Below are 14,302 nucleotides of genomic sequence, written 5' to 3'. Positions count from 1 at the left end.
GCGCGCCTCACTCGGCGTCCTCGCGGATGCGCTCCGCCCCCCGCAGCCGGGCGGGAGCCGCTCGCCGGTTCTCGGCGACCTCCTCCTCGGTGGGAAGTTCGGCACCGCGGGTGAGCAGCTTGAGCCGGGGCTGGTAGCGCTCGGGGACGACGGGCAGTCCGGGGGGAGCGGTGGTGGCGGCACCGGCCGCGAACACCTGCTTGACCAGCCGGTCCTCAAGCGAGTGGTACGACAGCACGGCGATCCGGCCGCCGACGGCGAGGGCCTTCACGGCGGCGGGGATCGCGCGTTCCAGGACGGTGAGTTCGCCGTTGACCTCGATGCGCAGTGCCTGGAAAGTGCGTTTGGCGGGGTTGCCGCCGGTGCGCTTGGCGGCCTGCGGCAGGGCGTTCCGGATCACCTCGACGAGGCGCGCGCTGTTGGTGAACGGCTCCTTCTCGCGCTCACGCACGATCGCGGACACGATCCGCTTGGCCTGCTTCTCCTCGCCGTACGCCCTGAGGATCCGCACGAGTTCGCCGGCCGGATAGGTGTTGAGGACCTCGGCCGCGCTGATGCCGGTCGTCTGGTCCATGCGCATGTCGAGCGGTGCGTCCTGGGCGTACGCGAAGCCGCGGTCGGCCTCGTCGAGTTGCATGGAGGAGACACCGAGGTCGAACAGGACGCCCTGGACGCGGGGGATGCCGAGCTTGCGCAGCACCTCGGGCAACTCGTCGTAGACGGCGTGCACGAGGGTGGCGCGGTCCCCGAAGGGGGCGAGCCGCTGCCCGGACAGGCGCAGGGCCTCCGTGTCGCGGTCGAGGGCGACGAGGCGGGCCTCGGGGAAGCGTGCGAGCAGGGCCTCGCTGTGGCCGCCGAGGCCGAGCGTGCAGTCGACGACGACGGCTCCGGGCTCGGTGAGGGCCGGGGCCAGCATGTCCAGGCACCTCTGGAGCATCACCGGGACATGTCGCGTCTGGCTCAAGGGGCCCTCTCAGGTCTTCCGCGCCGGTACGCACCGCCGGGTCCCCGCCCTCCCCGGCTGACACCGGGGGTGCCCCACATGAAGGGGAAGGCCTGCCGGCGCCGGAAGCGTCAGCCGACCGGAGCGGGAGGAGGCCGAGCCGTACGTACGCGCCGCGCACGCGGGGAGAGACCGGACGGACGCCTGATCTCCTGGGATTTCATCCAGCAGGGGGAACCTCGCCTCCCGCTTCGCGTCACTTTAGTCCACGGTGTCTCGCGGTCAATCAACCGGCCTGCGCGTCGCGAGGCGCTCCCGAGGCGACGCCGCAGAAGGTATGGAATCACCCGTACGGAAGCGCTGCGGTCACCCGTGTGGCTTACGTCACAACAAACCTCAATGGCTTTCTTTGTCCCTCTCTCACAACAGGCTCGTACCACGCGTGACCAGTACCGTCGTAGTCATGACGACTTCCGCATCAGTTCCCACCGGACCCGAAGGCGCCATATCCGACCGCGGCACTGTCACCGACCGGCTCGTCGAGGCGAACGGGCGGTACGCCGCCGCGTTCACCGACCCCGGGATGGACGCCCGTCCCGTCCTCCGCGTCGCTGTCGTGGCCTGCATGGACGCCCGGCTCGACCTGCACGACGCGCTCGGCCTGGCGCTGGGCGACTGCCACACGATCCGCAACGCGGGCGGAGTCGTCACCGACGACGTGATCCGCTCTCTCACCATCAGCCAGCGGGCGCTCGGCACCCGCAGCGTGGTCCTCATCCACCACACCGGCTGCGGCCTTGAGTCCCTCACCGAGGACTTCCGGCACGAGCTGGAGATGGAGGTCGGGCAGCGCCCGGCCTGGGCGGTGGAGGCCTTCCGGGACGTCGAGCAGGACGTACGGCAGTCGATGCAGCGCGTGCGCACCTCGCCGTTCCTGGTGCACACCGATGACGTCCGGGGCTTCGTCTTCGACGTGAAGACCGGTCTGCTGCACGAGATCGACCCGGCGTAGACACGAGATCGACCCCGCGTAGAGTCGTCGAACCGGCCCTGCCGCAGGGGCTGGTGTGGGCTTTGCCACAGAGGAAAGTCCCAACTCCCCAGCCCTGAAAAGGCCGCAAGGCGGACATATCGCGAGCAGTTGTCCACAGGCGAGTGACACGAATCGGTAACGGCAGCAAGAATGCGGATGTGGCGTCACGCGGAACTTTTCGCGCGTGGTGCTCGTGTTCGGGGTGGGCCGGTCCGCATCACAGAGCGTCGGCCCGGAGAAAGAACGGGCCGAGGAGGGCCGGGTGACGACCTATGACGATCGAGCGAGCCTCACTGATCTGACCACCACTGTGGAGCGAGTCCGCAGTTCGGTCGAGGGAGTGATCGAGGGCAAGCCTGAGGTCGTACGGCTTTCGCTGACCGTGCTGCTCGCCGAGGGACATCTTCTGATCGAAGACGTTCCGGGCGTCGGCAAGACCATGCTCGCCAAGGCACTGGCGCGGTCCATCGACTGCTCGGTGCGGCGTATCCAGTTCACGCCCGACCTGCTGCCGTCGGACATCACAGGTGTGTCCATCTGGGACCAGCAGCGCAAGGACTTCGAGTTCAAACCGGGCGCGATCTTCGCGCAGATCGTGATCGGCGACGAGATCAACCGCGCCTCGCCGAAGACACAGTCCGCGCTCCTGGAATCCATGGAGGAGCGCCAGGTCACGATCGACGGACACACATACGAACTGCCGAGCCCCTTCATGGTGGTTGCCACGCAGAACCCGGTCGAGATGGAGGGGACGTACCCGCTGCCCGAGGCACAGCGCGACCGCTTCATGGCCCGGGTCTCCGTCGGCTACCCCAGCGTGGAGGCGGAGTTGCAGATGCTCGACGTCCACGGCGGGGTCTCGCCGCTGGAGGACCTGCAGCCGGTGGCGCACGCGCACGAGATCGTGAAGCTGATCGAGGCCGTGCGCAATGTGCACGTCGCGGAAACGGTACGGCGGTACGCGGTGGAGCTGGTCGCCGCCACCCGCACGCACCCCGACCTCAGACTCGGCGCCTCACCGCGCGCCACGCTGCACCTGCTGCGCGCGGCGAAGGCGTCCGCCGCGCTGCAGGGCCGGGAGTACGCGCTGCCGGACGATGTCCAGGCCCTCGCCGTCGCGGTCCTGGCCCACCGCCTGCTGCCCACCGCGCAGGCGCAGTTGAACCGCCGTACGGCGGAGCAGGTCGTCCAGGAGATCATCCAGCGCACCCCCGTCCCCGCCGCGCCGGCGCCGCAGGGCGGCTACTCCGGCACGGCGGCCGGGTTCGGTCAGCCGCCGCGGAGGCTGGGATGACCACCGCGGGGCCGGTGCCCGACCAGGAGCAGGACAAGGGCGGGCTGCGCACGGCGTTCGCCGGCCTCACCACGCGCGGACGCTCCTTCCTGGCCGCCGGCATCGCGGCGGCCATCTGCGCGTACGTCCTGGGGCAGAGCGATCTGCTCCGGGTCGGCCTGCTCCTCGCCGTCCTGCCGCTGGTCTGCGCGACCGCGCTGTACCGCACCCGCTACCGGGTCGCGGGCAGCCGCCGCCTCTCCCCCGCGCGCGTGCCCGCCGGCGCCGAGGCCCGCGTCCATCTGCGGATGGACAACGTCTCGCGGCTGCCCACCGGACTGCTGATGCTCCAGGACCGGGTGCCGTACGTGCTCGGCCCGCGCCCCCGCTTCGTCCTGGACCGGGTGGAGGCGGGCGGCCGCCGCGAGGTGTCGTACCGCGTGCGCTCCGACCTGCGCGGCCGCTACCCGCTGGGCCCGCTCCAGCTGCGCCTGACCGACCCGTTCGGCATGTGCGAGCTGACCCGCTCCTTCTCCACGTACGACACCCTCACCGTCATCCCGCGCGTGGAGCCGCTGCCGCCGGTGCGGCTCAGCGGCGAGGCGAAGGGGTACGGCGACGGGCGTCAGCGCTCGCTGGCGCTGGCGGGCGAGGACGACGTGATCCCGCGCGGGTACCGCTACGGCGACGATCTGCGCCGGGTCCACTGGCGCTCCACCGCCCGCTACGGCGAGCTGATGGTGCGCCGCGAGGAGCAGCCGCAGCGCGCCCGCTGCACGGTGCTCCTCGACACCCGGGCCCTGGCCTTCGAGGGCGCGGGCCCGGACTCGGCCTTCGAGTGGGCCGTCTCCGGCTCGGCGTCCGCGCTGGTGCACATGCTCGAACGGGGGTTCTCCGTACGGCTGTTGACGGACACCGGCAACTCGGTTCCCGGCGATGCCGCCGACGGGTTCGCGGGCGCGAGCCAGGAGTCGGCCGACGCGGCGGGGCTGATGATGGACACGCTCGCGGTGATCGACCACTCCGACGGCGCGGGACTGTCACGGGCGTACGACGTACTGCGCGGCGGCAACGAGGGGCTGCTGGTGGCCTTTCTCGGCGACCTCGACGAGGAACAGGCCGCCGTGGCGGGCAGGATGCGCCGGCGCAGCGGCGGGGCGATCGCCTTCCTGCTGGACAGCGACGGCTGGGCGCGTGAGCCGGGCGACGTGCCCGGCCCCGGCGCGGCGAACAGGCACGAGGACTCGCTGCGGATGCTGCGCGAGTCCGGCTGGACGGCGGTGAGCGTACCGCGCGGCGCGGCGCTGGAGGACCTGTGGCGCCAGGCGGACCGGCAGCGCACGGGAGTGGCGGCCGGGATCAGTACGGCCGGGATCGGCACAAAGGAGCGGTGATGAGCGGGCGGGCGAGGCTGGCACTGTGCGCCTGGGGCGCCACGCTGATGGCGGCGTGCGCGCTGCTGCCACTGGTCGACCCGGCGACCTGGCTCCTGCAGGCCGCGATCATGCTGGGCATTCAGACCATCGTGGGCGCGCTGACCCGGCGCGTCCCGGTGGCCCGGCCGCTGACCATCGCGGCACAGGCGCTGGTGACGCTGATGCTGCTGACACTGGCCTTCGCCCGGGAGCAGGCCTTCTTCGGCCTCTTCCCGGGGCCGGAGGCCTTCCAGTACTTCGGGACGCTGCTCCAGACGGGCGCGGAGGACGTCGGGCGGTACGCGATCCCGGCGCCGCTGAGCGACGGCATCCGGCTGATGATGGTCGGCGGTGTCCTGCTGATCGGGCTCGCGGTGGACACGCTCGCGGTGACGTTCCGCAGCGCCGCCCCGGCCGGACTGCCGCTGCTCGCGCTGTACTCGGTCGCCGCCGGGCTGTCCGACGGCGCCGCGTGGCTGTGGTTCGTGGTCGCGGCCGCCGGTTATCTGATGCTGCTCCTGGCCGAGAGCCGCGAGCGGCTCTCGCAGTGGGGCCGCGTCTTCGGCGGGGCGCCCCGTGATCCGGTCGGCGACCCCGGGAACGGACCGGTGGCGCCGGTCCGCACGGGACGGCGCATCGGCGCGGTCACCCTCGGCATCGCCCTGGTCGTGCCGCTCGGTCTGCCCGCGCTCGACGGCGGGCTGCTGGACGGCACGGGTTCCGGCGTCGGCGTGGGCTCCGGCGGGGGCACGATCTCGGCGGTCAACCCGCTGGTGTCACTGCGTGACAGCCTCAACGTCGACGAGGACCGCGAGGTGATGACCTACCGCACGCGCGGCGAGGGCGTCGAGGACACCCGGGACATGTACCTGCGGATCGTCTCGCTGGACGAGTTCGACGGCACCGCCTGGAAGCCGGCCCAGCGGTCCATCACGGATGTGCCGGACAGGTTCCCGGAGCCGATCGGCCTCAGTTCGGCCGTCGACCGGACCGAGATCACGACCCGCATCGAGGCGGCGGACGACTACGCGCAGGACTGGCTGCCGATGCCGTTCCCCGCGACCAGCGTCGACATCGACGGCCGCTGGCGGTACGAGGACGTGGGCCGCACGCTCGTCGGCGACCACGGGCAGAACACCCGCGGTATCGAGTACGAGGTCACGAGTCTCGTCGTCCAGCCGACCGCGGCGCAGCTCGCCGCGGCGCCGGAGCCGCCGCCGGCCCTGCGGCGCGAGTTCACCGAGGTGCCGGACACACTGCCGTCGGTGGTGGCGGAGAGGGCACGCGAGGTGACCCAGGGCTCGGTGAACGACTACGAGCGGGCGGTCAAGCTCCAGGACTGGTTCGCGGTGAGCGGCGGGTTCACCTACGACACCGAGGTGCAGGTCGGCAGTGGTCCGGCCGCGATAGCGCGCTTCCTGAGCGAGAAGGAGGGCTTCTGCGTCCACTTCTCGTTCGCGATGGCGTCGATGGCCCGCACGCTCGGCATCCCGGCGCGGGTCGCGGTGGGCTTCACGCCCGGTTCCCCGCAGGGTGACGGTTCGATGGTGGTCGGGCTGCGGGACGCGCACGCCTGGCCCGAGCTGTACTTCGAGAACGTGGGCTGGACCCGCTTCGAGCCGACCCCGAACCGGGGCTCGACGCCGGACTACACCATCCCGGACACCCCGGACGGCAGCACCCTCCCCGAGGTGGACCAGCCTTCGGCCTCGGCGTCCGCTGCGCCCTCCGCGGAGCCGTCGGCGAGCGAGAGCTGCATGGCGGAGCAGAGGATGCTGGAGGCGTGCGGGAGCGAGTCCCCGGCGGCCGCGCTGAGCACGGACAACGACGACGGGCAGTGGCTGTGGACCCTGCTGCTGGTCGTGGCGGTGGTCGCGGCGCTGGCGATCCCGCTGCTGCCGATGGTGTGGCGGATGCGGATACGGGCCGTACGGCTCGGCGCGCACGGCCGTACGGAGGCGGACGCGGCCGTTCACACCCTGGCCGCGTGGCAGGAGGTGACCGACACCGCGTGGGACTACGGGATCGCGCCGGACGAGTCCCTGACGCCCCGCAAGGCCGCCGCGCGGATCGTCCGGCTCGGGCATCTCGACGAGGACGCGTCGGCGGCGGTGCACCGGATGGCGGCGGCGGTGGAGCAGGTGCTCTACGCGCCCCACCCCCGTCCGGCGCCGGGAATGGCGGCCGACGCCCGCAAGGTCGCGGACGCCTTCGGCGCCCGGGTCAGCCGCGGGGCCCGTCTGTGGGCACTCCTGGCCCCGCGTTCAGCCGTCCGGGTGGCCTGGGCGACCTCGGCCCGCTGGGCGGCCCTCAAGGCCGACGTGGCGGCCCGCCGCCCGACCCTGCGGTGGTGGCCGTCGAGCCAGAGCGGCTGAGGGCTCTCCCAGCGCGACAGAGGGCTCTCGTCGTATCCGTATCCGCGCCGCCTGCCGGGGTTCGCCCCGGCAGGCGGCGCGGCGGTGTTCGCGGCCCACGCCCACGGCACCTCACAGGCGCCGGAGCCCTTGCCATCCGTCCGGTGGACCTGCTTCAGGGCATGCGTGAGGGGTGACCGCCCTCTGAACGGTCACCCCTCACGTATGAAGCTGTCGGTGCGGCAGAGCCGTGCGGCCTAGTGGCCGTCCCGCTCGTCGCGGCGGCGCTGCCAACGCTGTTCGATGCGGTCCATCATGGAGCGGCGCTGTCGTGGCTGACGGCGGGCGCCGCCCGAGGCGCCAGCCTGCTGCTCACCCGGCTTGGGGGCCTTGCGCCAACCGGTCACGGCGAGCACCGCGCAGCCCAGCATGACGAGGAATCCCACCACGCTGACCCAGATCTGCTGTGCGACCATTCCGGCCATGAGGAGCGCGATACCCACCAGAAAGCCCGCGACCGCCTGGTAGACCCGTCGCCGGGTGTACGTACGCAGCCCGCTTCCCTCGAGCGCTGTCGCGAACTTGGGATCTTCGGCGTACAGCGCTCGCTCCATCTGCTCGAGCATTCGCTGCTCGTGCTCCGAGAGCGGCACGGAGTCCTCCTCATCGTGCGGTCGCCTGGGCGACCCGGGGGGTCCTCTTCAGGATAGGCAGGGAATCGCCCCCTTGAAACCCGCCCCTCTACGCCAATTCGCCAACCGGAACCCGCCATGGCCACTCCGATCTACTGAGGCGTACATGCCCCAGCGAACGGCCCGTCATGCCGGGACGGTCTCCCTCGATCATACGGCTCCCGGCGCCCGATCGGGGGGCCTGTGGCGTACTCCATCCGCCGTCGAGCACCTGATCAGCGGCGCAGGCACGGGAGGCGACTCAGGCCTCGGTGGTCCCTTGCGTCTCACCGAGCACATGAAGCTGCGTGGCCACGGAGTGGAAGGCGGGCAGTTCGGCCGCCGCGGCCTCCAGCTTGAGCAGGGCGTCCAGGGCGTCCGGCTCGGTGTCCACGAGCACGCCGGGGACCAGGTCGGCGAAGACGCGTACCCCGTGCACGGCGGCGACCTTCAGGCCCGCGCCCTCGACGAGCGCGGTGAGCTGTTCGGCGGTGAAGCGGTGCGGTACGGGATCACCCTCGCCCCAGCGGCCGTTCGGGTCGTCGAGCGCCTGCTTGGCCTCCTTGAAGTGCCCGGCGAGTGCGCGCGCGAGCACCGCTCCGCCGAGGCCGGCGGCGAGCAGGCTGAGGACGCCGTCGGGGCGCAGCGCGGCGACCGCGTTGCCGATGCCCTCGGCGGGGTCGTCCACGTACTCCAGGACGCCGTGGCACAGCACCGCGTCGTAGCCGCCGCGCTCGACCACGTCGAACAGGCCGTGGGCGTCACCCTGCACGCCCCGGACGCGGTCGGCGACGCCGGCCTCGGCGGCGCGGCGCTCCAGCGCGAACAGCGCGTTCGGGCTGGGGTCGACGACGGTGACGCGGTGGCCGAGGCGGGCGACGGGCACCGCGAACTTGCCGCTGCCGCCTCCTGTGTCCAGTACATCGAGAACGCCGTGCGACTCACGCCCCGTGGCCTTGACCCGGCGTTCGAGGGCGTCCTGGAGGACATCCCAGACCACGGCGGTACGGAGTGAGGCGCGGGGTCGCATCGGGTCCGACACGGAAGTTGACTCCTCGGCGCGGCACCGCCTGCTGACGGCGGAGCGATGGGCTTGCCTCCGCCCGTGTCCCGGTGGTCACGGCGAAGGGTGCGGGCATCCCCACCCTATTGCCTCCGGTGCCGTACCCGACCGCATGTCTCGTGCGACGGACGCGCCCCATGGGCGGCTCCCTCCCGCACCGGCCGTCCCAGGGCACCGGCACCGGCATGGGCACTGGTCGGCCCCCGGCGGCCGCGCCGATCAGCCCGCGTCCGGGACCTCCTGGTCGCCCTGGTCGCCGTCCTGCCGGGGCTGGGGCAGCACCGGCTGGAGCACCAGCATCCGCTCGACGAGGCGCAGGAACATCGCCACGTCGCGTATCAGGTCGTCGGCGTCGCGCACGCTCGCCGCGCCCTGGATGCCTGCCTCGGCGCGGGCGCGGCGGGGTGCCCCGGAGGCGAACAGGGCGCTCCACTCCGCGAGTTCGGGCGCGATCTCGGGGAGCACTTCCCAGGCGCTCCGGATCTTGGCCCGGCGCCGCGCCGTGGGCTCCGGGCGCCCGCGGGCGGCGAGCACTGCGGCGGCGGTGCGCAGGGCGGCGAGGTGGGCCGTGGCGTACCGCTCGTTGGGGGTCTCCAGCACGGCCGCCTCGTCGAGTCCGGCGTGGGCCTGGGCGAGCAGGTCGAGGGCGGCGGGCGGGGCCGTGGCCCGGCGAAGCACGGGGTGCACGTCGCTCGCCGGGCCGGTCGAAGAGGGGGCAGGGCCGGTGGCGCGGCGCCGGCGGGCGGCTGCCGCGTGATAGCTGGCCATGACGAACCTCCTGTCGTCTGGGCGACTGGCATGCCCTGTCAAGTGGTGCCGTATGTGCCCATCGTGAGGTATGCCACTGACAATCCGTTCTGACCTGGGCTTTTGCTTCGATCGCAGGTTCGAGATAGCTTTTGCACTGACCAGTCAGTTCAAAAGCGGGCGGCCCTGAACCGGCCCTCGTTCAGCGGAGCTTGGGGGGACATGGACGAGTCACGGGCAGCCGCCGGAGTCGCCGTACACGCCGAGGACTTCGGGCTGAGGGGCCCGCGCGGGTGGGCGTTCCGGGGTGTGGGGATCGACGCCGGCCCCGGTTCGCTGATCGCCGTCGAGGGACCGTCGGGGTCCGGCCGGACCTGTCTGCTGCTGGCCCTGACCGGGCGCATGAAGCCGAGCGAGGGACACGCCGCCGTCGGCTCCCACCGGCTGCCGCAGCACATGGCGGCCGTACGCCGGATCAGCGCGCTCGCCCATGTCCCCGGCGTCACCGACCTGGACCCGGCCCTGACCGTCGGGGAGCACCTGCACGAACGGGCCCTGCTGCAGCGGCGGTTCGGTGGCTCCCTGCGCGGACTGCTGCGGCCGCGTGCCGATCGGGTGGCCGAGGAGAGGCTGCGGATCGACACCGCGCTGGCCGCCGCCGGGCTCGACCGGGAGGCTCTGCCCGAGGGGTCGCGGACCGTCGTGCGCGACCTGGAGCGGCTGGAGGCACTGCGGCTGTCCGTCGCCCTGGCCCTGACCGGCCGCCCGCGCCTTCTGGGCGTCGACGACACCGACCTGAAGCTCTCCCCCGCCGAACGGGCCGAGGCCTGGGCCCTGTTGAGGTCTCTCACCGAGTCCGGGACCACGGTCGTGGCGGTGTGCAGCGAGGCCCCCGAGGACGCGGTCCGGGTGTCGCCCGGCGCGAACGGCACCGAGGAGGCGGCGGACGACAGGACGCCGCCCCGCACGAACGAGAACGACACGGACCAAGGCGACACGAACGACGACGACACGAACGAAGAAGACGAGAAGCCGGCGAACGACGACGACAAGGAGACGGCCGATGCGCTCGCCGAAGCTGGCCGCGCTTGAGCTCAGGCGGTTCGGCAGGGGGAAGCTCCCGCGCGCGGCCCTGGCCTCGCTCCTGCTGCTGCCGCTGCTGTACGGCGCCCTGTACCTGTGGTCCTTCTGGGACCCGTACGGCCGTCTGGACCGTATCCCCGTGGCACTGGTGAACGCCGACCAGGGGGTGACCGCCGACGGCGAGAAGCTCACCGCGGGCGACGGCATCGCCAAGGGGCTGCGGGACAGCGACACCTTCGAGTGGCACGAGGTGAGCGCCGAGGAGGCACGCGCGGGCGTGGAGGACGGCACGTACTACCTGTCGCTGACCATGCCGACGGACTTCAGCGAGCGGATCGCCTCCAGTTCGGGGGACTCCCCGGAGACGGGCGCCCTTCAGGTGCGTACGAACGACGCGAACAACTACATCGTCGGGCAGATCTCCCGGACGGTGTTCTCCGAGGTGCGCACGGCCGCGTCCACGAAGGCGTCCCGGTCGTTCCTGGACCGGATCTTCGTCTCGTTCTCGGACCTCCACGACGAGACCGAGAAGGCCGCGAAGGGGGCCGACGACCTCAACGGCGGGATCGGCAGGGCGAAGACGGGCTCCAAGGACCTCGCGGACGGCCTGAAGGACGCCAAGGAGGGCAGCGGTGACCTGGCGAGCGGCCTGAAGAAGCTCCACAAGGGCGCCGGCGACCTGGAGGAGGGCTCGCGTCAGGTCTCCGAGGGCACCCAGGCGCTGGCCGACAACGTCAACGGCACGGCGGACCGGGTAAGGCCCTTCCTGAAGAAGAACGGCGAGACGATCGCCGACACCGCCACCCTGGTGGCCGACGCGGCGGGCGTGATCCGCGACCACCTCGACGCCTTCGCCGAGACGGCCCCGGTCGCCGAGAGCGGCACGCGTACGGCCTCCGAGACGCTCGACGGCGTCTACATGAGGCGCTGCGAGGACCAGCCCGTGCCCGATCCGGCCTGCGGCGACCTGGAGAAGGCGAAGGACGCGGCCGCCGACGCGGCGCGGCTGGCCGAGGACGTCAACACCGTGGTGCAGGACTACGACGGCGACATGGTGGCCCTCGACAAGGACCTGGCGACCCTTCAGCGGCAGGCCAGAGCCCTCGCCAAGGCGGCACCCCACCTCTCCGAGGACCTCGAAGACGCCGTCACCAAGGTCAACGCGCTCAACAAGGGCGCCGCGAAGGTCGCCGAGGGCGCGGAGACGCTGCACACGGGCATCGGTACGGCCAAGACCGGCGCGGCCGACCTCGACACGGGCGTGGGCGACCTGAAGGCGGGCGCGAACGACCTCGACGGTGGCCTGTACAAGCTCGTCGGCGGCTCCGGGAAGCTCGCGGGCGGGCTGCACGACGGCGCCGAGAAGATCCCCGACTACGACGAGCAGGACCGCGAGCAGCGCACCCGGGTGATGGCCGACCCGGTGCGGCTCGCCACCCAGGACCTGCACAAGGCGCCCAACTACGGCACCGGCTTCGCCCCGTACTTCATCCCGCTGTCCCTGTGGGTGGGCGCGATGGTGGCGTACATGCTGATCCCGCCGCTCAACCGGCGCGCGCTCGCGGCAGGCGCCTCGGCGTGGCGGGTCGCGCTGGCGGGCTGGCTGCCGGTCGCCGCCCTGGGGGTGCTGCAGACCGCCGCCCTCATGGCGGTGCTGCACTGGGCGGTCGGCCTGGAGATGGCACGGGCGGCCGGGACGGTGGGCTTCCTGTTCCTGGTGACGGCGTGCTTCGCGGCGATCGTGCAGTGGCTCAACGCGCGCTTCGGTGCGGCCGGCCGGATTCTCGTCCTCGCCTTCCTGATGCTCCAGCTGACGTCCGCGGGCGGCACGTATCCCGTGCAGACCAGCCCGGACTTCTTCAACGCGATCCACCCCTTCCTGCCGATGAGTTACGTCGTCGAGGCCCTCAGGAGGCTCATCACGGGCGGCGGCCTGACACCGGTCTGGATGGCGTGCGCCGTCCTGGCGGCCTTCACCGCGGGCGCCCTCGCGCTGACCGCCCTGTCGGCCCGCCGCAAGCAGGTGTGGACCCTGGACCGGCTGCACCCGGAGCTGAGCCTGTGACCGCGCGGGCGGCGGTTCCTGTGAGAATCTGGGCCATGGAAAGCAGCACCGCCACGGGAGGCGGCGTCGGCCGCCGCGAGGCCACCCGCCAGAAGCTCTACGAAGCGGCCGTCACCCTCATCGCCGAACAGGGCTTCTCCGCCACCACGGTGGACGAGATCGCCGAGCGCGCAGGAGTCGCCAAGGGCACGGTCTACTACAACTTCGCGAGCAAGTCGGTCCTCTTCGAGGAGTTGCTGCGGCACGGAGTGGGACTCCTCACCGCCTCCCTCCGGGAGGCGGCCGAACGCACCGCCAAGGACGGCGGCAGCAAGGTCGACGCGCTGGACGCGATGATCCGGGCCGGGCTCGTCTTCATCGACCGCTACCCCGCCTTCACCCAGCTGTACGTGGCCGAGCTGTGGCGCACCAACCGGGCCTGGCAGTCCACGCTGATGGTGGTCCGTCAGGAGGCCGTCGCGGTCGTCGAGGGCGTCCTGCGCGAGGGCGTCGCGGGCGGCGAGCTGAGCGAGGAGATCGACATCCCGCTGACGGCGTCCGCACTGGTCGGCATGGTCCTGGTGGCCGCCCTGGACTGGAAGGCCTTCCAGCCGGAGCGCTCCCTGGACGACGTCCACGCGGCGCTGTCCCGGCTGCTCCAGGGGCGCGTGAGCGGACACCGGTAGCCGGCCGGTACGACGAAAGCGCCGGTCCGTCGTGGCCGCGTCCCCCGCGGGCCACCTCGAACCGGCGCTTCGCCGTGCTCCCCCGTACCCCCCGTGTCCCCCGTACATCCCCCGTACGGGCTCCCCCGGGTACCCCCGTGCCTCGCTCCCGCCGAACGGGTCGGCGGAAGGAGCGGCCAAGGGCGCGAGAGCCGTTCCGCCGCCCCGTGTCGGCGGTGCCGGAGCCGCGCCCCTTTCCGTGTCTTCACTCTCTCGTTCGCGCAGTTCGGAGCCCATCCGCGCGCGTACTCAACTCCCCCACTAGGTACGCGTACTCAGGCCTGCGCACTCACACCCAGGACGCGCCGTTGCCGAGTGGTTACGATCGCGTCCGTGTCCATACTTCCCTTGGTCTTCACCAGCGGCTGGGCCAGCGGCATCAACGCGTACGCGGTGGTGCTGCTGCTCGGCGTCTTCGGTGCCACCGGCCTGAGCGACGAGGTTCCGGAGGCGTTGCAGCGCCCTGAGATCCTGGTCACAGCGGGCGTCCTGTTCCTCTGCGAGGCGGTCGCCGACAAGATCCCGTACGTCGACTCCGTGTGGGACTCGGTGCACACCGTGATCCGGCCGGTGTCGGGCGCCGTGGTCGCGGCGCTGCTGGCCGGGCAGAGCGGGTCCCTCCCGGAACTGGCGGCGGGCGCGGTCGGTGGCTCCACGGCCCTGGTGAGCCATGCGATCAAGGCCGGAACGCGGATGGCAATCAACACCTCGCCGGAGCCGTTCAGCAACGTGATCGTGAGCCTCGCCGAGGATCTCTCAGTGGCCGGAATCGTCACCTTCGCGATCTTCCACCCGGAGGCCGCGGCGGTCATCGCGGGCGTCCTGCTGCTCGCCGGACTGTTGCTGCTCTACTTCCTGGTCTCCCGGATCCGGCGGTTCTGGCGGCGCAGGGCCGAGCGGCGGGAGGAGAAACGGCTCGCGGGGCGGGTGGGGGAACCGCTGGGCTGAACA

At 72.0% G+C, this 14,302-nt stretch carries 12 protein-coding genes; 8 read left to right on the top strand and 4 right to left on the bottom strand.

Annotated elements, in window-relative coordinates:
* Nucleotides 1–7 precede the first annotated feature (7 nt).
* Nucleotides 8–964, bottom strand: a complete 957-nt coding sequence (gene rsmH, locus ACWD3C_RS03745; protein WP_451139697.1) for a 16S rRNA (cytosine(1402)-N(4))-methyltransferase RsmH — start codon at nucleotides 962–964, stop codon at nucleotides 8–10.
* 442 nt (nucleotides 965–1,406) lie between these two features.
* Here rsmH and ACWD3C_RS03740 point away from each other — a divergent pair, with 442 nt between their 5' ends.
* The 4 genes from ACWD3C_RS03740 to ACWD3C_RS03725 all read left to right on the top strand — a co-directional run bounded on the left by ACWD3C_RS03740 (nucleotide 1,407) and on the right by ACWD3C_RS03725 (nucleotide 7,039).
* On the top strand, nucleotides 1,407–1,955 hold the full coding sequence (locus ACWD3C_RS03740) for a beta-class carbonic anhydrase (RefSeq protein WP_451139695.1): 549 nt from the start codon (nucleotides 1,407–1,409) through the stop codon (nucleotides 1,953–1,955).
* A 283-nt stretch (nucleotides 1,956–2,238) separates the two neighbouring features.
* On the top strand, nucleotides 2,239–3,270 hold the full coding sequence (locus ACWD3C_RS03735) for an AAA family ATPase (protein ID WP_451139693.1): 1,032 nt from the start codon (nucleotides 2,239–2,241) through the stop codon (nucleotides 3,268–3,270).
* Nucleotides 3,267–4,643, top strand: a complete 1,377-nt coding sequence (locus tag ACWD3C_RS03730; protein ID WP_451139691.1) for a DUF58 domain-containing protein — start codon at nucleotides 3,267–3,269, stop codon at nucleotides 4,641–4,643. Before ACWD3C_RS03735 ends, ACWD3C_RS03730 begins: the two co-directional genes overlap by 4 nt.
* Entirely contained in the window at nucleotides 4,643–7,039 is a 2,397-nt protein-coding gene (locus ACWD3C_RS03725) for a transglutaminase TgpA family protein (protein WP_451139689.1), read from the top strand. Before ACWD3C_RS03730 ends, ACWD3C_RS03725 begins: the two co-directional genes overlap by 1 nt.
* A 236-nt stretch (nucleotides 7,040–7,275) precedes the next feature.
* Here ACWD3C_RS03725 and ACWD3C_RS03720 read toward each other — a convergent pair whose 3' ends face one another.
* From ACWD3C_RS03720 to ACWD3C_RS03710, 3 genes are all read right to left on the bottom strand, one after another.
* Nucleotides 7,276–7,671, bottom strand: a complete 396-nt coding sequence (locus ACWD3C_RS03720) for a DUF3040 domain-containing protein (RefSeq protein ID WP_451139687.1) — start codon at nucleotides 7,669–7,671, stop codon at nucleotides 7,276–7,278.
* A gap of 280 nt (nucleotides 7,672–7,951) precedes the next feature.
* Nucleotides 7,952–8,731 (bottom strand): class I SAM-dependent methyltransferase, encoded by a 780-nt coding sequence (locus ACWD3C_RS03715; RefSeq protein WP_451139685.1) that lies wholly within the window; start codon nucleotides 8,729–8,731, stop codon nucleotides 7,952–7,954.
* A gap of 240 nt (nucleotides 8,732–8,971) precedes the next feature.
* The gene (locus ACWD3C_RS03710) at nucleotides 8,972–9,520 is read right to left on the bottom strand and encodes an SAV_6107 family HEPN domain-containing protein (protein WP_451139683.1); all 549 of its coding nucleotides are present in this window, start codon (nucleotides 9,518–9,520) and stop codon (nucleotides 8,972–8,974) included.
* Nucleotides 9,521–9,721: 201 nt separating this feature from the next.
* Between ACWD3C_RS03710 and ACWD3C_RS03705 the strand changes: the two genes are divergently transcribed.
* The 4 genes from ACWD3C_RS03705 to ACWD3C_RS03690 all read left to right on the top strand — a co-directional run bounded on the left by ACWD3C_RS03705 (nucleotide 9,722) and on the right by ACWD3C_RS03690 (nucleotide 14,299).
* Nucleotides 9,722–10,591 (top strand): ATP-binding cassette domain-containing protein, encoded by an 870-nt coding sequence (locus tag ACWD3C_RS03705; protein WP_451139681.1) that lies wholly within the window; start codon nucleotides 9,722–9,724, stop codon nucleotides 10,589–10,591.
* Nucleotides 10,563–12,647 carry a YhgE/Pip family protein gene (locus ACWD3C_RS03700; RefSeq protein ID WP_451139679.1) on the top strand — a complete coding sequence of 695 codons (2,085 nt, stop codon included), beginning with the start codon at nucleotides 10,563–10,565 and terminating at the stop codon, nucleotides 12,645–12,647. Before ACWD3C_RS03705 ends, ACWD3C_RS03700 begins: the two co-directional genes overlap by 29 nt.
* A 35-nt stretch (nucleotides 12,648–12,682) precedes the next feature.
* The gene (locus ACWD3C_RS03695; RefSeq protein ID WP_451139677.1) at nucleotides 12,683–13,312 is read left to right on the top strand and encodes a TetR/AcrR family transcriptional regulator; all 630 of its coding nucleotides are present in this window, start codon (nucleotides 12,683–12,685) and stop codon (nucleotides 13,310–13,312) included.
* A 372-nt stretch (nucleotides 13,313–13,684) separates the two neighbouring features.
* On the top strand, nucleotides 13,685–14,299 hold the full coding sequence (locus ACWD3C_RS03690; RefSeq protein WP_451139675.1) for a DUF4126 domain-containing protein: 615 nt from the start codon (nucleotides 13,685–13,687) through the stop codon (nucleotides 14,297–14,299).
* The last annotated feature ends 3 nt before the right edge of the window (nucleotides 14,300–14,302 follow it).

The sequence above is a fragment of the Streptomyces sp. NPDC002845 genome (assembly GCF_053591955.1).
This window is presented reverse-complemented; position numbering and strand designations above follow the sequence as displayed.